Below are 24,041 nucleotides of genomic sequence, written 5' to 3'. Positions count from 1 at the left end.
TCACTCACCGTGGACAGGTCACCGATATTGAACGTCGGATAGCCGTAGCCGCCGCCGGAGTCACTGCCCGCCGCCGCCTGCGCCGCCGCGGTGTCCTTGGGCGGAGCCACATTCACCTGGTTCGCAGGAGAGGCCACGAAGCCATTGCCGTGCGTGTAGACGGTGTGCTTGTTGATCCAGTCGGTCTGGTTGCCGGACAGGTTCTGCGGCTGCAGTTCACGGGCCGCCACGATGTAATCGCCCATTTGACCATTGATGGTGTAGCGGTCGATATCGAGCGGATCCGGGAAGCCGTAGAAGTTCTGCAGCTGCTGATTGCGCTGGATGAAGGTCTGGGTCAACAGGTTCGGGTCCAGCAAACGGATGTTCTTGATGGTCGACTGGTCAGCGGGGACCGTCACCGGATCCTTGGTCGCCGCGCCCGCGTAGTCGGAGTACTCCACCTTGTCCGGCGTGAGTCCATACGCATCACGGGTGGCCGCGATATTGCGCTGGATATACGCGCTCTCCTTGGTGGCCGCATTCGGGCGCACCGAGAACTGCTCCACCAGCAGCGGCCACACCGCGCCGACCAGTAGCGAGGACAGCACCAGCAGCGCCGCCGCCATGGCCGGAATCCGCAAGTCGCGCAGCACCACTCCGGCGAAGAACGCGAGCGCACAGATCACCGCGATGGACAGCAGGATCAGCTTGGCGGGCAACACAGCATTGATATCGGTGTAGGAACCACCGCTGAAGGTCGGTTCCTTACGGGTGCTCGACAGCAACGCATACCGGTCGAACCAGTACGCAATCGCCTTGAGCAGCACGAAGAGTCCCGCCAGCACCGCCAGCTGAACGCGCGCCGCCGTGCTCAGCGTGCCCTCGCGACCAGCCAGGCGCAGACCGCCGAACACGTAGTGCGTCACCAGATTCGCGAAGAACGCGATCACCACGGCAACGAACAGCCAGTTCAGCACCATGCGATAGAACGGCAGATCGAACGTGTAGAAGCCGATGTCCAGATGGAACTGCGGATCCTGCACACCGAACTTGCCGCCGTGCAGGAACAGCTGCACCGTCGCCCAGCTCGACTGCGCCACCAGACCCGACAGCAGACCGATCAGCAATGGAATCCCGATGCCGAACAGGCGCAATCGGCCCATGACGGTGGTGCGATAACGCGCGATCGGATCGCCGGGTCCGGACACCGGCACGAACACCGGACGCGACCGGTACGCCAGCAGCAGCGACAACCAGATGATCGCGCCGACCACCAGTGCAACCACGAGGAAGAGGAGGAATCGGGTCAGCAGCACCCGAGTGAAAACACCTCGGAAACCGACCTCCCCGAACCACAACCAGTTCGTATAGGCGTCGGTGAGCCGAGGCCCGACCAATAACAAGGCAGCCAATGCCAGCGCTGTCACCAGCAGTATTCGGCTGCGGCGTGACAGCGAAGGTAAGCCTGTCGGGGGGCGCATGCCCACGATGCCACTCTCCCAGGGTCTGGCAGGCCCGCGCCGGAAATACCGGTCGGTACACCGCAGTCCGATGATGCGAGCTGGTCCCGGGGGACCGTTCGCGCCCCACTCTACGTAAATCGCCCCCGTTCCCGCCCAACACCCGCACTCGAGACTCTCGGAAGCCGATGCGAGGATTGTCGGGTGAACCCTGAGCAGTGGGCCGCATCCGCCCTGTACCGGTGCATCCGTGAAGTCGCCGAGTACGCCGACGGCGAAGGCTGGGACCGCCCGCCGCAGATGTTCGCGCTGGTACCGACGGTCGACCTGGTAGCCGCCGAACCTTCGCTGCTGGATCAGGTCGACTCCGAAGACGCCCTGACTCCCATTGCGCAGGAACCGTTCCCGGAGGACATCAACGGCGACCATCCGCGCGCGCTCGACGAATTCCTCGCCACCACCAGCTGGCCGCAGGCCGTCGAAGGCTGCGTACTGGTGCAGCAGATCGTGGTACTGCCGCCGGACGCCGAGCAGACCCTGGACGATGCCATCGCACCGTTGCTCGCCGATCCCGACGCCGCCGACTCCGCCGGAAGGCAGGCCGCGGTGACACACCCGGAGCGCCGCGACGCACGTCTGTTCGTCGGCGTGCTCCGCGACGGCACCTCACTGTCGCTGCTGCAGGTGCGGCCCGCCGAACACGAGGAAGACCCGTTCGGCGATCTCGAGCTCCGCACCGCGCCGAACCTCGCGCCGAACCTGGTCGATGCCGTGCGGCAGACACTGGACAACGAGCCCGAGGACTGACAGCAGTCGAAGACCGAAAGCAATCGCGCCCGCTGCCATCCGGCAGCGGGCGCGATTCTTGTTTCGAGACAGCTGTGCCTAGCTGCAGCTGGGGACGTCCTTGCCGGCATTGATGTCGTCCAGGGATTGGACTGCGACGGCGAGGTTTTCGACCTTGACCAGGCGCAGGCCGTCGGGGGTGCGCTGCGCCGCCTCGCTGCAGTTGGCGGCGGGGACCAGGAAGGTCTCCGCGCCCGCCTCGCGGGCGGCGATCATCTTGTACTGGATCCCGCCGATCGGGCCGACCTTGCCGTCGGGGTCGATGGTGCCGGTGCCCGCGACGAACTTGCCGCCGCTCAACTCACCGGGCGTGAGCTTGTCGATGAGGGCGAGGGTGAACATGAGGCCCGCGGACGGACCACCGATCTCGGCGAGGTTGAAGTCGGCCTCGAGCGTGCCGCTGGCATATTCACCCGGCGTGATGCCGAGGTAGCCCTTGCTGGAATCGTCCGGGCGCGCCCCGAGAGTTATCTCGGCGCTCTGCTCGGCCCCGTCGCGGCGGAACACCACCGGAATCGCACTCCCGGGCTTGGCGCCCGATACCGCGGACACCACATCCTTGGAGGTCGTGATCGGCTTACCGGCGACACTCACCAATTCGTCGCCCTTGCGCAACACATCCTTGGCGGGCCCGTCCTCGGTAACCGCGCGCAAGCGCACCACCGTCGGCATCTTCAAGAAATGCAATGCGGCCAATTCGGCATTGTCTTCGGAGTCCTTGAAGTCCTGCTGATTGCTTTTGTCTATCTCGTCACGCGACACCCCGGGCGGATACACCTCGGCACGCGGAACCAGACCGTGCTGACCATCTACCCAGAGGCCGAATGCCTCGAAGATATTCAGCTGGTCGCGAACGGAGACCGTCGTCATATTCAGATTGCCGGTGGTCGGGTCCAGGGGCGCGCCACGCACCTCTACCACCTGTTTTCCACTCACCTCGCCCAGCGTATTGAATGTCGGACCAGGTCCGAGCGCCACGAACGGGACGGTGACGACGCTGCCCACGATCCCGAGCGCCAGAATCGGGATCAAGGCAGCGAGCAGGGTGAATATCCGACGGTTCACGCGGCCAAGGGTACTGGTGATGCACTCGAATGCCGCGCTCCGCTCTGCGGTTCGCCCCACCCGCGGCTCCAGTACCGTAGTAGGTATGAGTGACATTCCGTTCGGATTCTCGAATCGTGACGACGACCCGGAGCGCAAGCCCGGTGACGAGTCCAGCGGTTCTGGTGCGAACAACCCGTTCGGATTCGGTGGTCCGGGTGGCGGCGGATTCGATCCCTCGCAACTGGGGCAGATGCTGAGTCAGCTGGGTCAGATGTTCACCAGCATGAGTCAGCCGGGCGGCCAATCCGGTCCGGTCAACTACGACCTCGCCAAGCGATTGGCCCGCCAGCAGCTCGGTTCGAGTGTCACGCCCGTCACCGCCGGCGCCCAGCGTGCCGTCGCCGATGCCGCGCATCTCGCCGAACTGTGGCTGGATCCGGTGACCACACTGCCCGCGGGCGCCACCAAGACCGTCGCCTGGACAGCCAACGACTGGATCGAGGAGACGCTGCCCACCTGGAAGCGGCTCTGCGATCCGGTGGCCGAACAGGTTTCCGGCATGTGGACCGCGACCCTGCCCGCCGAGGCCAAGGAATTCGCGGCGCCCATGATGGGCATGCTCGGCCAGATGGGCGGGCTCGCCTTCGGTTCGCAGCTGGGCTCCGCACTGGGCCAGCTCGCCAAGGAGGTACTGACCTCCACCGATATCGGCCTGCCGCTCGGCCCCGACGGCACCGCGGCGCTGCTGCCCACGGCCATTGCCGAATTCAGTGCCGGGCTGGAGCAGCCGGAGAGCGAGATCCTGGTCTACCTCGCCGCCCGCGAGGCCGCGCATCAGCGCCTCTTCGCGCATGTGTCGTGGCTGCGGCAGCAGGTGCTGGGCGCGGTCGAGGAATACGCACGCGGCATCAAGATGGATTTCTCGGCCATCGAGCAGGCCGCGGCGGGGCTCGACCCCATGACGCTGGCGCAGGATCCGTCGAAGCTGGAGGAGCTGCTCGCACAGGGCACCTTCGAGCCGCAGACCACGCCCGAGCAGCAGGCCGCGCTCGATCGCCTGGAGACGCTGCTCGCCCTCATCGAGGGCTGGGTGGAGACCGTGGTGACCGATGCGGTCGGCGATCGACTGCCGGGCGCGGGCGCGCTCGCTGAAACGCTGCGCCGCCGCCGGGCGACCGGTGGTCCGGCGGAGCAGACCTTCGCCACCCTGGTCGGGCTGGAATTGCGGCCGCGCAAGGTGCGCGAGGCGGCCACACTGTGGCGGCGACTGACCACCGACGCCGGTGTCGAGAAGCGCGACGGCATCTGGGCGCACCCGGATCTGCTGCCCGACTCCTCCGATCTGGACGCACCGGCCGGCTTCATCGATACGGTGCTGGGCGGCGGGACCACAGCTTTCGACGATCCGATGGCGCAGCTGGCCGAGACCGAGGCCCGCGAGCGCGCGGCCAAGGAGTCCATGGACAAGGCCGAGGGCGACAAGACGGAGTCGGGCGACAAGCCCGACGACGAGGACGAAGGCGACAAGCCGGCCTCCTGAGCGCCTTCGTCATTCCGGCGTGCTTTTGGCCGGAATCCACTGCGGCCGTTGAGGCACTACAGGCGTGGATCCCGGCCAAAAGCGTGCCGGGATGACGGGGCGTGAGTGACCGCGCGCGATGCACGCCGGGTGCGCAATCCCGTTCGAGCTACTTGTGGATAACTCGTGAAAGCGCTGGTGGTTAAGCGTTTTCACGAGTTATTTCGTTTACGGGGCGGCGCACACTGCTGTTATGACGACGCTGCCACGTACGCACGGGCCGATGCTGCATCCGCGAATCGCGGTGCTGCGGCGGTGTAATGGGTTGGTGCAGTTGGGCTGGGATCCCGGGCATGCTGTCGTGCTGCGACCGCCGGGCCCCGCGGAGGCCGTGCCCGCGCTACTGCGGCTGCTGGACGGGGTGCGCACCCGATCCGAGATTCTTTCGCATGCCGGGGAATTGGGGTTCGACGCCGGGGCCACGCGGACGCTGCTGGACGAGATGGCCGCCGCCGGGCTACTGGCCCGGGAGGACGCCGGTTCGCGATTACGCAATGTGCGGGTGCACGGGCGCGGGCCGCTGTCGGACGCGTTGATCGAGGGTCTGCGCCGAATCGGCTTGCAGCCCAGCCATTCCGCGCCCGGCCACGCTGCCACGCAGCGCACCGTGCATCCCGATCTCGTGGTGCTGGCCGATGCGCTGGTACCCGATCCGGCGCTGGTCGCCGAGCTCATGCGACGCCGCATTCCGCATCTGCAGGTGCGCATTCGCGACGGGCGCGGTGTTATCGGCCCGCTGGTGCTGCCGGGTGCGACCAGCTGCCTGCGCTGCGCCGATCTGCACCGTTGTGATCATGATCCGGACTGGCCGCATCTGTGTGCTCAATTACTTGGGCGCGTGGGCTACCTCTCCCCCGCCGGTATAGCGGCTACCGCGGCCTTGGCGCTCGGTGAGGTCGAGACCATTGCGTACGGCCGCGACGATCAGGCGCCGGCCACCCTGAACTCGACGCTGGAACTGGATCTGGACTCGCACCACCTCGAGTTCCGGCCCTGGTCGGTCCACCCGCACTGCGGTTGCACCGATGCTGCCGAAGGTGTCCAGGAAGCTGCCGGAGAGTCCGCCGCAGCCGAAATGCGCTCGGCCGACGCTGATCCCGGGGTGTACGGCAATAGCCGAGCGGAGTTGCTGTGACGGATCCCACTAATGCCCTGGACCCGCGATTACAGCTGATTCCCATGGCGAACCGTCTGGGACATCGGCATGATGGGAGCGTGTCAGAGATTGTGAGCAAGCGCTCTTCCCGCAATGCCAAGTTGGCGAAGATTCCACTCGGCATCGCAGGGCGAGCGGCCGTGGGGTTCGGCCGCAAACTGGCCGGGGGCGATAAGCAGGAAATCAATGCGGAACTCAACCAGAAGGCCGCCGAACAACTGTTCGCGGTGCTGGGCGAGCTCAAGGGTGGGGCGATGAAATTCGGGCAGGCGCTGTCCGTGTTCGAAGCAGCCGTACCCGAAGAGTTCGGCGAGCACTACCGCGAAGCCCTCACCAAGTTGCAGTCAGCGGCCCCGCCTATGCCGACCGCCGCCGTCCACCGTCAACTCGACCAGCAACTCGGAACCGGCTGGCGGCAACGCTTCCGGGAATTCGACGATAATCCCACCGCCTCGGCCAGTATCGGACAGGTGCACAAGGCCGAATGGTCCGATGGGCGCATTGTCGCGGTGAAGGTGCAGTACCCGGGCGCCGATGAAGCCCTGCGCGCCGACCTCAAGACCCTCAACCGCATGGCCGGCATGATGGGCGCGATCATTCCCGGCGCCGATGTGAAGCCGATCCTCGCCGAAATCAGCGAGCGCACCGAGGAAGAACTCGACTATCGCATCGAGGGCGGGCACCAGCGCCAGTTCGCCAAGGCCTTCGAGGGCCACCCGCGCTTCCTGGTGCCGAAGGTGGTGGCCAGCGCCCCCAAGGTGATCGTCACCGAGTGGCTGGACAATGCCACGCCGGTCTCCAAGGTCATCTCTCACGGTATGGAGGACCCGGCGGGCACGCTGGAGCAGCGCAATAGCGTCGCCGCGCTGATGGGCGAATTCCATTTCTCCTCACCGGCAATCGCGGGGCTGCTGCACGCCGACCCGCACCCCGGCAATTTCATGGTCATGCCGGACGGCCGCCTCGCCGTCATCGACTACGGCGCCTGCGCACCACTGCCCAATGGGTTCCCGCCCATCCTGGGCCAGATGGTCGCGCTGGCCGTCGAGGAGCGCTTCGACGAACTGACCGAGCTGATGACCACCAATGGCTGGGTCATCCCCGGAAAAACGGTGAGCCACCAGGAAATCCAGGATTACCTGCGACCCTTCACCGACCCCATCAAGACCGAGACCTTCCACTTCACCCGCAAGTGGATGCAGCGCGTGGCGGGTAAGGCCACCGATCTCACCAATCAAGACATGATGAAAACCGCTCGCGCCCTGCAACTCCCGGCCGAGTACATAATGATCTTCCGGGTGCTCGGCGGATCCATCGGCATCTGCGCCCAGCTCGATGCCGAACTGCCCTTCATGAAGCTCATGCAGGATTGGGTCCCCGGCTACAAGGAATACCGCACCGCGAGCTGAAATACCACACCGCCTGAAATACCGCACCGCCTGAAATACCACGCTGCACAGCGGCTTTCAGACCCTGGACGCAAAGCGACCCGCTTACCGAGAAGTAAGCGGGTCGTATGCGTTCTTTTTCACCCCCGGCCGTCAGGCCTGTCATGCCACCGCGACCTTGCGCGGGCGACCACGCGGGCGCTTGCGGGCAATGACCGCACCCTGGTCGAAGATCTCGCCGCCCCACACTCCCCAGGGCTCGGCGCGATCGATGGCGGCGGACAGGCAACCCTGCCGGATCGGGCAGCTGGCGCACAGCACCTTCGCCTCTTCCAACTGGGCAGGGTTCTCGGCGAACCAGAGATCGGGGTTACCGTCTCGACAAGGCAGGGTCATGGTGACGCCCCGGCGGATACGGGGGGTCGAGGCCACGTTATTGCGGCATGTCACGCGGTCACGGATAACCGTGGTGGACACGTCGTTCTCCTTCAGCTCGTGCAGCGGTCGTCTTGTGGAAGACGTTGCGTTGTATTCCGCGAAACCGGTGCCGTGGCTGGAGGCCGATAAAACTATGGCCACGGTTTCGCTTGGAAGCGATCCGTGGCCAGGAGGTCTGGGGGTTGTCCCCTACCCGAGTCGACTTCGGTGTCGACTCCTGATCACGGTCGCTAGGTGGATATCGCGGAGGCGGGCTGGCCGCAGATTCGCCGGGTTGATTCCCGACTCGACTGCGTGCATGCCGGGAGCCGCTGCTGCGACTACCGGGTGCCAGCCACCGCTGGGCTTGTCCTGCTTCATGACGATCGTCTGTGCCGCTTGGGTTTTGGTTGCAAAACCCTGAAGACCAAGATCGCCACTACGGCCGGACAGACGAATCCCCTGCACAGCGAGGATCCCCCGGGAGGCCGACATGACGGAGACGACCGGAGTCGTCGCCAAATAGCCGGTGGAACCGGTAGCGGTGATGTTCACGATGCTGTTCATGTTCTTGTTGCCTCCCGTCCTGCGCTCGTAGCCGATAAATGTCGCATGCGCGCCGGGATGTCCTCCCGGGTGCATGCGAACCACATTAGGTACATATACGGATGCACACAACTTATTTTTGACCAGCAGTTTTGCGGGCTTGCGCTCAGCTCTGACTGCGGGCCCGAATGATGGCCAGGACGTCCGCGCCGTAGGTCTGTAGCTTCTTGGCGCCGATGCCGGGGATGGAGACCAGGGCCCCGTCGTCTGCGGGGCGCTGTTCGGCGATGGCGGTGAGGGTCGTATCGCTGAAGACGACGAAGTGCGGCAGCGAGAGCTCGTCCGCCTTCTCCTTGCGCCACTCCTTGAGGGCGGTGAGGAGTTCGGTGTCGATATCCGCGGGGCAGCGCGCGCAGCGGCCGAGCATGGTCGCCTGGGTATTGAGCAGCGGGCGGCCGCAGACCCGGCAGGTCGGGTGTACGCGCTTGGGGCCCCGGCGATCGGTGGGGTGCTGGGCGATGCGGGAGGCCGGCGAATCGTCGGGGACCAGGCCGTTGAGGAAGCGGGAGCGGCGGCGCACCTTGCGACCACCCTCGGAACGTGCCAGCGCCCAGGACAATTGGAGGTGCACCCGGGCCCGGGTGACGCCGACGTAGAGCAGGCGGCGCTCTTCTTCGAGAGCGGCCTCGTCGGAGACCGCGCCGTCGGGGCCGAGCACATGCTGGATCGGCAGGGTGCCGTCGGCCAGGCCGACCAGGAAGACCGCATCCCACTCCAGACCCTTGGCCGCGTGCAGCGAGGCCAGGGTGACGCCCTGCACGGTCGGTGGGTGGCGGGCCTCGGCGCGGGCGGCGAGCTCGCGCAGCAGGGCGGGCAGATCGAGTTCGGGTTCGTGGCCGGCCAGTTCCTCGGTGAGCGCCACCAGCGCCACCAGCGCGGACCAGCGTTCGCGGGCCTGGACACCGACGGGTTCCTCATTGGTGAGGCCGAGGCGGGCCAGTACGGCACGCACCAGGGTGACCAGTTCGGGGCCGCGGGCATCGGGCAGATAGTCGCGAGCGCCGGCCTGGCGCAGCGCCTGCACGGCCTGGCGGACGTCGGGGCGATTGAAGAAGCCTTCGCCACCACGCACCTGATACGGGATGCCCGCCTCGGTGAGCGCCTGCTCGTACGCCTCGGACTGGGCATTGATGCGGTAGAGGATGGCGACCTCGGAAGCCGGGGTGCCCTTCTCGAGCAGGGCCGCAATGGCTTTCGCGGCGGCGGCGGCCTCGGCGGGCTCGTCGTCGTATTCAGCAAAGCCGGGTTCGGGGCCTTCGGGCCGCTGGCCGATCAATTGCAACCGAGTTCCGGCAATGCGGCCGCGCGCGGCCCCGATCACCCGATTGGCCAGCGAGACGACCTGTGGAGTGGAGCGGTAGTCGCGTTCCAGCCGGATGACCGTGGCGTCGGGGAAGCGGCGGGAGAAGTCCAGCAGGAAGGTCGGGCTGGCGCCGGTGAAGGAGTAGATGGTCTGGTTGGCGTCGCCGACCACGGTCAGATCGTCGCGATCGCCGAGCCAGGCGTCGAGCACACGCTGCTGCAGCGGCGTGACGTCCTGATATTCGTCGACGACGAAGCTGCGGTAGCGGCCCCGGAACTCCTCGGCGACCGAGGCGTAATCCTCGAGCGCGGCGGCGGTGTGCAGCAGCAGATCGTCGAAGTCCAGCAGGATGCCGCCCGAAGTCGCCTTGGCCGATTCGTAGCCGGCGTAGACGGCCGCGACCTTCGACGCCTCGAAGGGGGCGTCGCGTTGTAGCCGCGCCACCGCGGCGGCGTAATCCTCCGGTGCGATGAGTGAGCCCTTGGCCCATTCGATTTCGCTGGTCAGATCGCGCAGGGTCTCGGTGTCGGTGCCCAGCCCGGCCCGGCCCGCGGCCTGGGCGACCACCGGGAACTTGCGGTCGAGCAGCTTCCACGGCACATCGCCGACCACCTGCGGCCAGAAGTAGCGCAGCTGCCGTAGCGCGGCGGCGTGGAAGGTGCGGGCCTGTACCTGACCGGCGTCACCGCCCAGCCCGAGCGCGCGCAGCCGGTTGCGCAGCTCCCCCGCGGCCCGGGCCGTGAAGGTCACCGCCAGCACCTGATCCGAGCGCACATGCCCGGCGGACACCAGATGCGCAATGCGATGGGTGATGGTCCGGGTCTTGCCCGTGCCCGCTCCCGCCAGCACGCATACCGGCCCGCGCGGCGCGCGCACAGCGGCCGCCTGCTCGGCATCGAGTTCGTCGAGCCGGAGTTTGGCCTGCTGGGTTGCGGCGGCAGTCACGCGCACCATCATGACAGTGCCGTCCGACAACCCGCCCGCCCGTTGCCCGACCCACCCCCGAATCGACGCCGCGCACCCACCGACAATCCGATCCAGCCGAGTGGCCGCAGCGCCCGAGACATAACCCCGGGACAATGCGGCAGGGCCGATGCAACGTCATCGGACTGAGTTGCGGTCCAGGCGGCCCGCGCACAGCGCTGCCTGCGATGCGTCTCCGACAGTGCGATCTCTGTCGGCAGCGGATACCCGGAAGCCGTGTGATGCCGTGCTCGTCGATGGGCGGCCCGGATTCTGCTGTGCCAGCGGCCATTGCCGTGCGGTGGCGGCGCGCGGCTTAACGGCGGGCGGACAGGTCTCGGGTTAGCGTGCCCGCGTGGCGAATAACGCACCCGCTGAGGGCACAACTGCGCATGATCGGCATGCGACCTGGATGGAGTTGTTCTTCGACCTGGTCGCGGTGGCGGGGATCAGTCAGCTCACGCATCTGCTGCATCGTGGGCCCTCGCTCGGCGAGTTCGCGCTGTATCTGGTCCTGTACCTGGCATTTTGGACGGCCTGGGCGTGCATCACGCTGTACAGCGATGTCGCTCGCGATCACACGCATCAGGGGCTGATGCTCGCGGCCATGCTGGGGCTCGGCTTGATGGCCGCGGCGGTGGCTGGTGTGCCCGATCGGCATTCGACCACTTTCGCGGCGGTGTATGTGGTGCTGCGGCTGTGCACGGCGCAGATCTGGGGGCGCGGGCGCATCGTGGTCGACTGGCCGGTCGCGCAGCTGACCGTCGGGGTACTGCCGTGGATCGTCTCGCTGTGGGTGGGCGAACCGGGGAAGTACTGGTGGTGGGCGGTGGGGCTCACGATCGACCTGTATCTGATGTTCGCGGTCAGCGGGGAGCGCATGCTGGCCCAGGCCCAGCAGAAGCTCGATTGGCGGCTGAGCAGGTCACATCGCTTCGACGGTATCGAGGTGCCGAAAATCAAAGCGGTGCATGCCGATCCGGAGCATTTCGGGGAACGGCTCGGGCTCTACGTGATCATCGTGCTCGGTGAGGGCGTCATCGCGGTGATCGACGCCGTTGGCGCGGAGGCCTGGACGGCGCGGGTGCTCGTGCTGGGTTTCGGGTCGTTCGCGATTCTCGCGGGATTGTGGGCGCTGACCCTCCTGTTCGGCGCGATCCCCCGCTTGATGAGTGGCGTGGATCCGGGCAGCGGTGTGCCATGGCAGCACATTATGGCGACGCACTGCGGGGTCACCGGCGCGATCGCCACGGTGGCGGCGGGTCTGGGAATGACCATCGCGCATGCGGACGGCCATGTGACGACGGGCATCGGATGGGTGCTGTACGGCGGCGCCGCAGCGTATTTCGCGATCACCGGTATGAGTGGCCTGCGCAGTGGTGCCGATTGGCGCAGCATCCTCGGCTATCCGCTGCCGTGCATGCTGATCGCGGTGGGGCTGGGTTTCTTCGCCGTGCACCTCGGCCCGATCGGCGCGGTGTACGGGGTGCTCGTTTTGATCGTCTGGTCACTGCTGTGGCAGACCTACACCGACGGCAAATGGCGTACGGGGACCGGTCCCGCCCGTCCGCACCGCCCGTCGCGCGACGAACCCGGCGCTGCCGAGGCGTGAAACCTATACGCCGCCTTGTGATTTCGGCGTATTACTCAGCCTCGATCGCGAAGTCGGCGCAAGGCGACGGTGAAGGCGGGGGTGTTCTCCCCAAGCGGTGCGAAGAACTCACGGTCACAGGATTCGACCGCGACAATGGCCCGATTCACCAGGGCCACACCGGTTTCCGTCGGCACGAGGGATTTGGCGCGACGGTCGTGCGGGTGGCCGCGGCGTTCGATCAGGCCCTTGTTCTCCAGGACGCGCAGCACCTGCGAGGTCATCATGGGGTCGGTCGCGGCCTGGGCGGCCAGATCGCGCTGCATAACCGGCTCACCGCCGGCATTGCCGGTGAGCCAGGTCAGCGCGGCCAGCAGTACGAACTGGACGTGGGTCAGATCGAAGGGGTCCAGGGCTGCCCGCTGGGCGGCCTGCCAGCGGTTGGTCACCTGCCAGAGCAAGAAGCCCGGACTTCCCTCGGCGCCGAAATCGGAGTGCAGCAATTGCGCGGGTTCACTGTTCTCACCGGGCGCCGTCACTCGCCGACCATAGCGCGGGAGATGGCGGCGAAATCGTGGGCGGTCAGTTCGACCAGTCCGCGCCGCAGCACGATCCCCCAGTTGGGTGTGCTGGTCAGGTCGAGTTCGCCGCGCAGCGAATCGATCGGCACCTGCTCGGCACTGCGGTCGTAGTCGACCGCGCGCCGCCAGGGGCGGAAGCAGCCGCCCTGATCCTCGGCCTGCCAGACGGGCTGGTCGGCGATGATTCCGAGGGCGGTGAAAGCCTTCAGCACCTCACCCTCGCGCATACCGGTGCGGGGTGAGTAGTAGACGAATCCGTCGCCGGGCTGCATACGTTCCACCGGTGCGCGTTTGCCGTGATTGGCCTGTGCGATACCGAGTTCCACGCCGCGCTGTACGTGATCACGAGAGACGACGGCGAGCCAGTACTTGCTCATGCCCGCACCGCCTCGGCCGCGACGACCAGCGCGTCCAGGTCGGGCTGAGCGGATTTGGCGAGATCGGCGCCCATGATCTTGGTCCAGAACCAGCGCAGTGGGCCGTCGATGCTGACGGTGACGGAAACGGTGGTGCGGTCACCGGTGGTGACCTTGTGGGCGAAGGTGAGGCGGCCGCCGATGAGCTTGGAAACATCGACGAATTCGGTATCGGTGAGCTTTTCGACGATGAACGGAACCTTGGGTCCGCCCTTGGGCTTGAGGGTGCCGGTAGCGCTCTGGACGAACGGGCCGTCGAGCTTCACCCATTCGGTGTCCTGGTTCCACTCCGACCAGGTGGCCATATCCCCCCACTTCTCGAAGAAGGCGCTGGGAGCGGCGGTCGAAGTGGCGGTGGCTGCTGCGATGATGTTCATGAATTTAGTATGCGCGCATACTAAATCTCTGTCAACCCCCGGTCGTGATCACAGCCGGCCGAGGGAACACGATCAGCGGGGGCCGTGTTGCACAGTCCGTGACTGCAACGGACCTGACCATGTACTCGACCACCTGGTGTGGTTACTGCCGACGCCTCCGGACCCAACTCGACGAGTCCGGCATCACCTACACGGTGATCGATATCGAAGAGAACCCGGATGCCGCCGAGTTCGTGGGCAGCGTCAACAATGGGAACCACGTGGTGCCGACCATCAAGTACAGCGATGGTTCGACCGCCACCAACCCCACCCTGAAGCAGGTCAAGCAGGCTCTCGCCAGCATCAGCTGAGACGCCCCGAAAAAGAAGAAGCCGCACATCCGAGGGGTGTGCGGCTTCTTCTCGTCCCGGGTCAGCTTGCGGCAGCCCAGGATTCGACAATCGTGCGGGCAATGGAGATGGAGCCGGGCAGCAGCAGGCGCGCATCGGTCTTCGTCGCGCCGCCCCAGGCGCCGGCCGCGAGCGCCTCGCGGACCTCGGCGCGGGTGAACCAGTGCGCTTCGACGATCTCGCCGTCGTGGAAGGTCAGCGGCTGCTCCGGATCGGCGACGGCGGTGAAGCCGAGCATGAGCGAGCGCGGGAACGGCCACGGCTGGCTACCCAGATAGGTGATATCGCGGACATCGACGCCGACCTCCTCGCGCAGTTCGCGCTCGACACAGCGTTCCAGCGATTCACCGGCCTCCACGAAACCGGCCAGCAGCGAGAACAGGCCCTCGGGCCAGGTGTGCTGACGGCCGAGCAGGACGCGGTCGGCGCCGTCGTGAATGAGGCAGATGATGGCCGGGTCGATGCGCGGGAACTCTTCGTTACCGGATTCGCTGGTGCGCGACCAGCCGGCGCTGGTGACTGTGGTCGGGGTGCCGTCGGCGGCACTGAAGCGGGCCTTGTCATGCCAGTTCAGCAGGGCGATGGCGGTGGAGAGCAGACCGGTGCCGAAATCGTCCAGCTCCAGGGTGGCGCCGTAGGCACGCAGATCCGAGAGCGAGCCCTCGATGTCGTTGTCGCGCACCGCCCACAGGTGCAGATCGCCGTCCACACCCAGGAACACCGCATCCGGGACCGGTTCGGGGGCGAGGGCGGTGGCCGGTTCCAGCACGACCGCACCCTCGTCGATGCGGACCTGGCCGCGTTTGTTCATCCGTAGCAGCTTCGCCTGCGCCCAGCCCTCTTTCAGGGCCTGCTCATCGGCGCGCAGGGTCTCCGCGCGATTCAGGGTGGTACGGGAAAGGACCGGGACCGCATTCAGCTGAAATCCAGACACGGGTCTATCTTGCACTGTGCCTATTTGCCTCCGCTTCGCTGCGGCGGGTTCGCGGCCCTGTCACCCCGTTCTTCCCTCCCTCCGCTCCTCCAAGGCGCAGGTCTATGGAGCCGTTCGCTCCCCCGCTCCAAGGCGCAGGTCTATGGAGCCGCAGTCCAAAACGGGGCGGGCCGCGAACTCAGGGGTCAGGATTGGACGCGGCGCAGGTAGAGGAGTTTGTCGCTGGTTTCCAGGGCGTCGGTGTCCGGATCGCCGACGCGGATGAGGACACCGGCCCGGACCACGCCGAGGACGATGTCGCGGAGGTGGCGGGGTGAGCCGCCCACTTCCTCGGGATCGACCTCACGTTCGGAGATGGCGAAGCCGGCCTCGGGGGTGAGCAGGTCTTCGATCATTTCCACGACGCTGGGGGTGGTGGTGGCGATGCCGAGCAGGCGGCCCGCGGTTTCGGAGGAGACCACCACCGAGTCCGCGCCGGATTGGCGCAGCAGATGGGTGTTTTCGGCCTCGCGGACGGCGGCGGAGATGCGCGCCTTCGGGTTGATCTCGCGGGCGGTGAGGGTGACCAGGACGGCGGTGTCGTCGCGATTGGCCGCGACCACCACAGCGGACGCGCGGGCGACGCCCGCCAGGTGCAGCACATCGGACCTGGTGGCCGAGCCGAGCACCGTCACCAGACCGGCATTGGCGGCGGCCTCGAGCACCACGGGATCGGTATCGACGACAACGATATTGGAGGCCTGCACGCCGTCGCCGAGCATGGCATCGATCGCGGTGCGGCCCTTGGTGCCGTAGCCGACGACCACGGTGTGATTACGCACGCTGTGCCTCCATCGCTGAATCTTGAAAGCCTGCCGGGATCGTTCGGTGAGTACGGCCAGCGTGGTGCCGACCAAGACGATGAGGAAGAGGATCCGCAGCGGGGTGACCACGAGAATATTGATGAGCCGCGCGGTGGGGGTGACCGGTGTGATGTCGCCGTAGCCGGTGGTCGACAGCGAGACCGTCGCGTAGTACGCGGAGTCCAGCAGCGACATGCGCTCGCGGGCATTGTCGTGATAGCCGTCGCGGCCGAAGTACACCACCGCGGTGGCGACGGCCAGCAGCAGCACCGCCATGCCCAGTCGCCGCACCAGCGCCTGCCAGGGGCTGGCCTGCGCTGTAGGCACTCGCAGAATGCCGACCAGCGCGAAATCCGGGCGGTCGGTGAGATGAGCCAAACCCCTCGAAGAATCACCGAACACGCGAATCACCAGCCATTTCGGGGACGTCTTCCTGCGGCACAGGTCCGGAGCGTACCTGCCCGCCGCCCGCAACGGGGTGTCGGTCGCGGGCGCGTCGCCACTACCGAATCAGCTCCGGGGGCAGGGATTCCGGATCCGGCGGGGGCTCGAAGTCGGGCGGGGATTCGGCCTCCGGGCGTGCCGGGGTGGTCGCCTCGAACGGGAATTCCGGTGGGAAGTTCTCGTCCGGCGGGGGTTCCGGATCGGGGACCCGTGACGAATCCGGCTGGCGTCGAAGCGAATCGACGTCCATGTGCGGGAGTGCCTCCGGGTCGGCGCCGCGGCGTCCGGGGGCGCTGCGCGGTTTCGAGGCGGGCTCGGGTTCGGTGACAACTCGCCTCGGGGCCGCGGTGGTAATGAGATTCGCGAGTTCCTCCGGGCCCGCGAGGTGTTCGGGGGCGATGGTGCGGAGGGTACGGACGTAGTGGAAAGCGGCGGTGGTGCGGGCGAGCACGTCGGCCTCGGGGGCGCCGGTGCGGGCGGCCTCCAGGCGGGCCCAGGCGAGGCGGTAGACGGCGAGCTGGATGGCGACCGAATCCTCCTCGGCGACAGTGGGTTCACCGCCGGTCTTCCAGTCGACGACGATCCAGGTTCCGTCGGGCTGCCGGAAGACGGCATCCATGCGGCCGCGAATCACGGTGCCGGCCAGCGAGGTTTCGAAGGAGACCTCGACCTCGATCGGATTGCGGTCGGCCCACTGGGAGGCGAGGAAGGCCTCCTGCAGCCGGACGAGTTCGGCGTCATTGTCGGAGGTATCGGCCGCGCCGGGGAGTTCGTCGAAGCCGAGCAACCGGCCCGCGCCGAACCAGCGTTGCAGCCAGGCGTGGAAGGCGGTGCCGCGGCGGGTGAACGGACTCGGCGGGTACGGCAGCGGACGGCGCAGGCGGGCAGCGAGTTTGGCGGGATCGGCACGCAGATCCACCAGGGCGGTGGCGGCGAGCTGGCCGGGGAGTTCGACCTCGCGGATCGCTTGATCGGCGGCGAGATGCTCGGCGATCAGGGCGTCCACGTCCGATGCCCAGCCCTCGGGATCGTCGAAGTCCGGCTCGTCGGCTGAATCCGCTGCGTCGCTGTCGAATTCGGCCGGTACGTCGTCGGCCGAGTCGGTCAGGCCGAAGTCGAATTCGATCTGCTCGGGCTGGGATTCGACATGCAGTGTGGTGAGAGCCGTCTTGACCAGCGCCGCACCCTCCTCCACAGATTCGCGGCGGGCGCCGAGCGGATCGCGCGGCCAGGAGGCGGTGAGCGGGTTGTCGGTGAAGGGGTTGGCGGTATCGGGCAGGGGCGGATCATCCCAGCGGTCGATGCGCACACCACGGGAGAGGGCGGAGCCGGGGGTTTCGGTGGCCTGCTTCAGTTCGAGCAGGAAATCGGAGGGGCCCTTGGGTTTCGCGCCGGTCTCCGCCCAGTGGTGGGCGGAGACGAAGAGCGCGCGTTCGGTGCGGGTGAGGGCCACATAGAACAGGCGGCGGTCCTCGTCCAGACGGCGGCGGGCGAGGGCCTTCTTGTGCGAGTCGAGCGCGCGTTCCAGGTCGGAGCGATCGTAGATATCGTCGAGATTCAGGACGGGCACGCCGTCGCCCGCACCCTCGGATCGCCGGTCGCCGCGCAGGTGGGTGGGGAGTTCGGCGAGTGCGCCCATCCAGGTGGTGGTGCCGGTGCCCGAGGGGAAGGTGCCGTCGACCACGTGCGGGACGGCCACCACCTCCCACTCCAGGCCCTTGGCGGCGTGCACGGTGAGCACCTGCACCCGATCGTGTGCCACTTCGACTTCGCCGGGCTCCAGACCGTTCTCGACTTCTTCTGCGGCGGACAGGAAGTCGAGCAGGCCGCTGAGGGAGGAGCGATGGTCGGCCGAGTAGCCGGCGACCACATCGGCGAAGGCGTCGAGATGTTCGCGCCCGGCCGCTGCGACGGCCCGCCGAGCCTGGGTCTCCACGCCGACGCCGATGGTGCGTTCCACATCGGCGACCAGTTCGGCGAGGGGTTGTCCGCCGCGCTCACGCAAAGCGCCGAGTTCTTGGCCGAGCACCACGATGCGCGCATATCCGGTCGCCGAATACTGTTCTGCCGCACCGGGATCAGCGATGGCATCGCCCAGTCCCGCGCGTTCGGCGGGCTCCGGGGCGACTTCCCGCAGGGCCGCGTCCAGCCCGGCCGTATCGGTGATATCCGTCGATTGGCCGGGCGGCCGGCGAATGGAGAGCTCGCGGGCCCGCCGGGACAGTGCGGCGATATCGGCGACGCCGATGCGCCAGCGGGCCCCGGTGAGAATGCGCATCGCCGCGCCACCGGCGGCGGGATCGGCGATCAAGCGCAGTGTCGCAACGATATCGGCGACCTCGGGGGTGTGCAGCAGCCCGCCCAGGCCGACGATCTCCACCGGCAGACCCTGCTCGCGCAGGGCTTCGGCCAGCGGTGCGGCATCGGCATTGCGCCGCACCAGTACCGCCGAGGTGGGTGGCTCCGACCCCGCGTCCGCCGCCGCCTCCCATTCGGCCTTGATCCGCTCTGCCACCCAAACCCGTTCATCCGCAACGGTATCCGTGAGCGCCAAGGCCACCAGACCCGGTGTCGCGCCCGGTCGCGGCCGCAGCGCGTCCACCGTGACCCCGCCGCCCGCGGCGGCTGCGATTCGCAGTGGATCCGCCACCAGATTCGCCAGATCCAAGGCCTCCGGGGGATTTCGCCAGCTGGTCATGAGCGGCAGGATCGGCGCGGGAACCCCTGGTGCGCTGGGGAAGTCGGTGGCGAATCGTGGCAGGTTGGCTGCCGACGCACCGCGCCAACCATAAATCGACTGCATCGGATCACCGACGGCCGTCACCGCCAGCGGCTGCGGCCCGGCGGACTCTCCGGCACGATCGGCGGGCTCGCCCTCATATGCGTGCTCACGTGCAGCCCGATCACCGTCCGCAGTGCGATTCCCCTGCGCCACAGTGCCCCCGGGCGAATCGAGCGGCTGCTCCCGGGTTGCTCGTTCACCAGCGTCAGCGGGCGGGACGGTGTGGACGCCGCCGAAGAGGGCGGAGAGCAGGATGCGCTGGGAGTGGCCGGTGTCCTGGTATTCGTCGAGTAGGACGAGGCGGAAGCGGGTGCGTTCAGCGACGCTGACCTCGGCGTGCAGTGCGGCGAGCCGGGCGGCGAGCGACATTTGGGCGCCGAAGTCCAATGCACCGCGGCGGCGCAGCTCTTCGGCGAGGCGCTCCACCAGCGGCAGCAGGGAAACTCGTTCGTGCTGGGTGTCGACAAGATCGGTGAGAGTCTTCTTGGGGCCGCCCTTCTGGCGTGGACCTGCCGGGAGCGTGAAGATCAGCCGCTCCAATTCCACATGGGCGGTGGCCAATTGGCGAGGCTCCACCAGGTGTTCGGCGAGCTGACCGGAGAGCGCCAGCACCGCTTCGGTGACGGAGACGGGGCTGCGATCGGTCTCGAGATCGCCGTCCCAGGTGGAGACGACGCGATAGGCCAATTGCCACAGCTGGGTCTGGGTGAGCAGGGTGGCGGTCGGCTCGACGGGCAGCAGCAGGCCGTATTCGGTGAGCAGGCGGCCGGCGTAGGAGTGGTAGGTGCTGATCTCCGGTTCGGAGCCGGTGAGCAGGCCGCGCAGCCGGCCGGTGGGGTCGATATCGCGGAGCACCGGCGCTCCCGCCAACCGGGCCAGCCGGGTGCGGATACGAGTGGTCAACTGCTGGGCGGCTTTTCGGGTGAACGTGAGGCCGAGCACCTGTTCGGGTTCGACCAGGCCGTTGGCGACCATCCACACCACGCGGGAGGCCATGGTCTCGGTCTTGCCCGCGCCCGCGCCGGCCACCACCAGGGTGGGACCGATCGGCGCCGAGATGACAGCGGCCTGCTCGTCGGTGGGGGGCGGCAGGCCCAGGGCGTCGGCGAGTTGACGAGGAGTGATGCTCACTCGTCGGTCACCTGGCGCCCCGTGTCCTGGACGGGGCAGCTGCCCGCGACCTTGCAGTGGCGGCAGCCCTCATTGCGCATGGCCAGGTAGCTGGGTCCGGTGGAGGAGGCGGCGGCATCGTGGATCACGCCGCGCCACGACTCGATTCCGCCGTCGTCCAGTGCGGGCTGCATGCGTTCGGTGGCCGCGCCGTCGCGGGCGCTGGGTTTGGCCACGTACACCAGGCGCGCGCCGCCCGGTTCGCCGTCGCCGAGTGCGCCCGCCGCGGCCGCTACCTGATAGGTGGCCAGCTGGGCGTGCTCCTCGGCGGCCTGTTTGGTGATCGGTGTCTTGCCGGTCTTCACATCGACGATGACGAAGCGGCCCATGGCGTCTCGTTCGAGGCGGTCCATGCGCCCGCTGATCCGCACCGGGAGTTCGCCGGGTGTGCGCGCGGGCAGGATGCAATCCACCGGCACCTCGACGCCGATCGAGGTGAGTTCGTCGCGGGTATTGCGCAGCCAGGCCAGGAAGGTGTCGACCATGGTCTCGGTGCGGCGCAATTCGGCTCGGGAATACCAGTTCTCGCCGTCGCGCGCGGTGGGGTCGACCTTCTTCCATGCCTTGACCAGAGCGATCTTGACCTGGGCCTCGGTGACCTGACCGGCGAGGGCCTGCACCAGGGTGTGCACAAGATTGCCCTTGAGGGCGTGCGGATTCTCGCCGTCGCTGCCGCCGTGCCGTTCCAGCGCCCAGCGCAGCGGGCAGGTCTTGAGCTGCTCCACGGTGGAGGGCGAGAGCGAGACGGAGCCGTCCTCGCTGTTCCAGAGCGGGCTGTCGGAGGAGAGTTCGGCGGTGCCGTACCAGTCGTCGGGGTGCGCACCACGTACTCCGGCACGCGCCAGCCGGGCCAGTTGGCGCGCGGCGCGGGAGCGGCGCTCCGGAGTGGTCTCAGGATCACATGCGGCACTGCGTAATTCGGCGATGAGGGTGTGCATGGCCAGCGCCCGGCCCGGGTCGATCGGCGGCGGGATGCGGCCGGGCTGCCCGTCGGCCGTGTCGGCATCGAGTTCGGCGAGGAAACGGGAGGGCACCAGATCCTGGTCGCCGGTGACGGATTCGACCGCGGTCACCAGCAGTGAGCGGCGCGCCCGGCTGCATGCCACCAGCAGCAGTCGCCGCTCCTCGGCGAGCAGCGGGGCCGCGCGGCTCACCTTTTCACCCGTATCCCCCACTCCGGCAAGCAGATCCACCAGATCCTCGACACCGAGCAGGGTGCCGCGCGGGCGCAGATTGGGCCAGATACCCTCCTGCACCGCGGCCACGGTGACGGTGTCCCATTCCCGGCCCGCAGCGGCGTGCGCACTGCAGATGGTCACCGCCTCGCCCGGATCGGTGTGCGGCGCATTGTCCTGCGGAATCACCTGCTGCTCCAGGTATTCCACGAAACCCTCGATGGTGGCATGCGGCAGCCGGTCGACATACGCCGCCGCGGCCTCGAACAGCCCCACCACCGCATCGAGATCGCGATCGGCCTGCATGCCGACCGCTCCCCCGCGCTCGGACTGCCCCACCCAGCGCCGCTCCAGGGTCGACCCGGTCCACAACCCCCACAGCGTGTCCTCCAGCCCGCCGCCGTCCCCCCGCACCGTCCGCGCCCGCCCCAGCGCCTTCAGCACCCGCCGCAACGGCGCGGCCTCCACGTCGGTGAGCCGCTCGAGAATTACCCGATTCCCCGCTCCCACCAACAGATCCCGCAGTATCTCCGCCGACGACCGATCCAAATCCGCATAGCGATCGGTGCTCTCGTCGCCACCGTCGACATCCGCCGCCGAGCGTTCGGCACTACGGCGGGTCTCGCCGCCTTGCACAGCGGCCGCAGACTTCGACACCGCGGGGCCGGCATTCGCGGCCGATTCGATACGACCGGAGTCGGCGTCGCCCGAACCGGTCACCGAATCGTTCGGTGCGACTCCCGGGCGTGCGCCGTCGCTGTCGGTGGCCTCCGCTACCGTCGATTCCGAAGTCGTATAGCGCTCGCTCGCAAGGTAATCGGCGGACCGGTTGGGCTCATCGCCGTCGCGATCCTCGGGGGCGCGGTCGGGAAAGCCGTACTCGAGGACGGTGCGGCGGATGCCGCGGCGGAGGCGCCGCAGGCTGATCTGGTCCGCGCCGCCGAGGGGGCCGGCGAGGAGGTCGAGGGCGTCGTCTGCGGTGAAGGGAATGGGGCGGGGGTGGCGGACGCGGGTGGGGTCGCCTGCGGTGACAGCACGCAGGGCGAGCAGGGCCCAGGCCGCGCCGCGGCGGCGGGCGAGGGGGACGTCGGCGGGAGGCTGGCGGACGGGCACGCCGGCGGCGAGCAGGGCGCGGCGCAGGGGGGCCAGGGAGAGCGGGACCGAGCGGACGATGACGGCCATGTTCGACCATGGGACGCCGTGGGTCAGGTGGGCGCGACGGAGGTGGTCGGCGATGAGGGCGGCCTCCTTGGCCGGGGTAGTGAGTACCTGCACCCGCACCTCGCCCTCGAATGGCGGAGTCTCCCAGAGAGTCTCGTCGTCCTGGCCATCCCAGTCGTCCAGACGGTCCCGGCCGTTCGGTGCGATGGCGCCCGGACTGTTCGATGCATCGCCTCGACCGTTGCGCGCATCCGGAGGGACGACCGCTGTGGTGATGTCCCGCGGGAAGTTCGCCGCATTGCGAGCACCCGGACGGATGCGGTGAGCGCCGGCGCCGGGGAGGCGGGCGGTGATGCGGGAGACGACCTCTTGGATGGTGGTGGCGGATCGGTGGTTGTGGCGCAGAATGATTCGGCGGTCGGCGGGCGCGTCGGGGTCGGCGGCGAAGCGGGCGTCGGCGCCGCGGAAGGTGAAGACGGATTGGTCGGGGTCGGCGGCGATGACCGTGGTGGCGGCGCCGCTGCCGATGGCTCGAACGAGTTGGGCGGCAAGGGGATCCAGGTGCTGGGCGTCGTCGACGAGAATGGTGCGCAGCCGATCGCGTTCGGCGGCCAGCAGATCGGCGTCGATCAGCAGGGCGTCGAGGGCCGCGCCGACCAGTTCGGCGGCATCGAGGGCGGGCGCACTGGCTTCCGGCACGTCCATACCGACCGACCAGCGCAGCAGCATGATCTGCTCGTAGCGTTCGTGGAATCGCCCGGCGGCGACCCATTCGGGGTGCCGGTGGGTATGGCCGAGCGCTATCAGGTCCTCGGGCCCGAGGCCGCGTTCGGTGGCGCGCAGCATGAGATCCCGCAACTGTTCAGCGAATCCAGCGGCGGGCAGTGCGGGATGCAGCCTTTCGGGCCAGTCCGGCGCCTCGTCGGCCAGTTCGCCGCGCAGCATCTCTCGAATGACAATGTCCTGCTCGGAGCCGGTGAGCAGCCGCGGCGGCGGATTGCCGTGGGTGGCCGACACGGTGCGCAGGAGTCCGAAGGCGTAGGAGTGCAGGGTGCGCACCAATGGGCCGCGAGTGGCCCCTGGTACCCCACCCAGCAATGGGTCGGCCTCGGCAATTCGGACAGTAATGGCATTACGCACCGCGGTGGCGGCCCGTTTCGAATAGGTGAGCACCAGCACCGATTCCGGATCCGCCCCGGCCAGAATACGTTCGGCCGCGATATCGACCAGCAGTGCGGTCTTGCCCGAGCCCGGACCGCCGAGCACCTGCCACGGCTGCCAGCCGGGATCGATGCCGGGGTCGTCGAACAGCGGCCGGAGGGCGGCATCCCACTCCCGGAGGTGGGAGGCTGCCTCGCCCCGGCGCACCAATTGCACCGAGCTATCCGATCGCATCACGTCGGCTATTTCAACAGACCGCCCCGACACGTTC

17 protein-coding genes are annotated in these 24,041 nt (G+C 67.9%); 6 read left to right on the top strand and 11 right to left on the bottom strand.

The genetic code is table 11. The features are described 5' to 3' along the window. The coding region (locus JWN03_RS09230) for a UPF0182 family protein (RefSeq protein ID WP_297612614.1) at nt 1-1,469 on the bottom strand (1,469 nt) is incomplete at its 3' end. 177 nt (nt 1,470-1,646) lie between these two features. Between JWN03_RS09230 and JWN03_RS09225 the strand changes: the two genes are divergently transcribed. After that, nucleotides 1,647-2,249, top strand: a complete 603-nt coding sequence (locus tag JWN03_RS09225) for a PPA1309 family protein (protein ID WP_297612612.1) — start codon at nt 1,647-1,649, stop codon at nt 2,247-2,249. A gap of 78 nt (nt 2,250-2,327) precedes the next feature. On the opposite strand, the gene JWN03_RS09220 is transcribed toward JWN03_RS09225, so the two are convergent. Beyond that, nucleotides 2,328-3,353 (bottom strand): YlbL family protein, encoded by a 1,026-nt coding sequence (locus JWN03_RS09220; RefSeq protein WP_297612609.1) that lies wholly within the window; start codon nt 3,351-3,353, stop codon nt 2,328-2,330. 85 nt (nt 3,354-3,438) lie between these two features. On the opposite strand from JWN03_RS09220, the gene JWN03_RS09215 reads away from it, so the two are divergent. From JWN03_RS09215 to JWN03_RS09205, 3 genes are all read left to right on the top strand, one after another. After that, a complete protein-coding gene (locus tag JWN03_RS09215; RefSeq protein WP_297612606.1) occupies nt 3,439-4,875 on the top strand; it encodes a zinc-dependent metalloprotease in 1,437 nt (478 codons plus the stop codon). Between the two features lie 232 nt (nt 4,876-5,107). Then, nucleotides 5,108-6,049: a TOMM precursor leader peptide-binding protein gene (locus tag JWN03_RS09210; protein WP_297612604.1), complete on the top strand. Its 942-nt coding sequence runs from the start codon at nt 5,108-5,110 to the stop codon at nt 6,047-6,049. Between the two features lie 44 nt (nt 6,050-6,093). Beyond that, the gene (locus JWN03_RS09205) at nt 6,094-7,479 is read left to right on the top strand and encodes an ABC1 kinase family protein (RefSeq protein WP_297612625.1); all 1,386 of its coding nucleotides are present in this window, start codon (nt 6,094-6,096) and stop codon (nt 7,477-7,479) included. 141 nt (nt 7,480-7,620) lie between these two features. On the opposite strand, the gene JWN03_RS09200 is transcribed toward JWN03_RS09205, so the two are convergent. Further along, a complete protein-coding gene (locus tag JWN03_RS09200) occupies nt 7,621-7,908 on the bottom strand; it encodes a WhiB family transcriptional regulator (RefSeq protein WP_297612622.1) in 288 nt (95 codons plus the stop codon). Nucleotides 7,909-8,587: 679 nt separating this feature from the next. After that, a complete protein-coding gene (locus JWN03_RS09195; RefSeq protein ID WP_441342956.1) occupies nt 8,588-10,741 on the bottom strand; it encodes an ATP-dependent DNA helicase UvrD2 in 2,154 nt (717 codons plus the stop codon). A 361-nt stretch (nt 10,742-11,102) separates the two neighbouring features. Between JWN03_RS09195 and JWN03_RS09190 the strand changes: the two genes are divergently transcribed. Then, nucleotides 11,103-12,359: a low temperature requirement protein A gene (locus tag JWN03_RS09190; protein ID WP_297612598.1), complete on the top strand. Its 1,257-nt coding sequence runs from the start codon at nt 11,103-11,105 to the stop codon at nt 12,357-12,359. Nucleotides 12,360-12,394: 35 nt separating this feature from the next. Here the strand turns inward: JWN03_RS09190 and JWN03_RS09185 are convergent, their stop codons facing one another. The 3 genes from JWN03_RS09185 to JWN03_RS09175 are packed head-to-tail and all read right to left on the bottom strand — an operon-like array spanning nt 12,395 to nt 13,712. Further along, entirely contained in the window at nt 12,395-12,877 is a 483-nt protein-coding gene (locus tag JWN03_RS09185; protein WP_297612596.1) for a MarR family winged helix-turn-helix transcriptional regulator, read from the bottom strand. Beyond that, entirely contained in the window at nt 12,874-13,296 is a 423-nt protein-coding gene (locus JWN03_RS09180; RefSeq protein WP_297612594.1) for an EVE domain-containing protein, read from the bottom strand. The genes JWN03_RS09185 and JWN03_RS09180 overlap by 4 nt, the downstream gene beginning before the upstream one ends. Beyond that, nucleotides 13,293-13,712, bottom strand: a complete 420-nt coding sequence (locus JWN03_RS09175) for a hypothetical protein (protein WP_297612592.1) — start codon at nt 13,710-13,712, stop codon at nt 13,293-13,295. The genes JWN03_RS09180 and JWN03_RS09175 overlap by 4 nt, the downstream gene beginning before the upstream one ends. Before the next feature lie 98 nt (nt 13,713-13,810). Between JWN03_RS09175 and JWN03_RS09170 the strand changes: the two genes are divergently transcribed. Next, nucleotides 13,811-14,062 carry a mycoredoxin gene (locus JWN03_RS09170; protein ID WP_297612589.1) on the top strand — a complete coding sequence of 84 codons (252 nt, stop codon included), beginning with the start codon at nt 13,811-13,813 and terminating at the stop codon, nt 14,060-14,062. A gap of 61 nt (nt 14,063-14,123) precedes the next feature. On the opposite strand, the gene nudC is transcribed toward JWN03_RS09170, so the two are convergent. The 4 genes from nudC to JWN03_RS09150 form a co-directional block, all read right to left on the bottom strand. Further along, nucleotides 14,124-15,035, bottom strand: coding sequence for an NAD(+) diphosphatase (gene nudC / locus JWN03_RS09165; protein ID WP_297612586.1), 912 nt, complete (start codon nt 15,033-15,035; stop codon nt 14,124-14,126). Between the two features lie 185 nt (nt 15,036-15,220). Next, the gene (locus tag JWN03_RS09160; RefSeq protein WP_441342955.1) at nt 15,221-16,279 is read right to left on the bottom strand and encodes a potassium channel family protein; all 1,059 of its coding nucleotides are present in this window, start codon (nt 16,277-16,279) and stop codon (nt 15,221-15,223) included. Nucleotides 16,280-16,379: 100 nt separating this feature from the next. Continuing rightward, nucleotides 16,380-20,228, bottom strand: a complete 3,849-nt coding sequence (locus JWN03_RS09155; protein WP_441342957.1) for an ATP-dependent helicase — start codon at nt 20,226-20,228, stop codon at nt 16,380-16,382. Nucleotides 20,229-20,230: 2 nt separating this feature from the next. After that, nucleotides 20,231-24,004 (bottom strand): ATP-dependent helicase, encoded by a 3,774-nt coding sequence (locus tag JWN03_RS09150; RefSeq protein ID WP_297612620.1) that lies wholly within the window; start codon nt 24,002-24,004, stop codon nt 20,231-20,233. Between the last annotated feature and the right edge of the window lie 37 nt (nt 24,005-24,041).

It is taken from the genome of Nocardia sp., assembly GCF_025465275.1.
Lineage (GTDB): Bacteria > Actinomycetota > Actinomycetes > Mycobacteriales > Mycobacteriaceae > Nocardia.
This window is presented reverse-complemented; position numbering and strand designations above follow the sequence as displayed.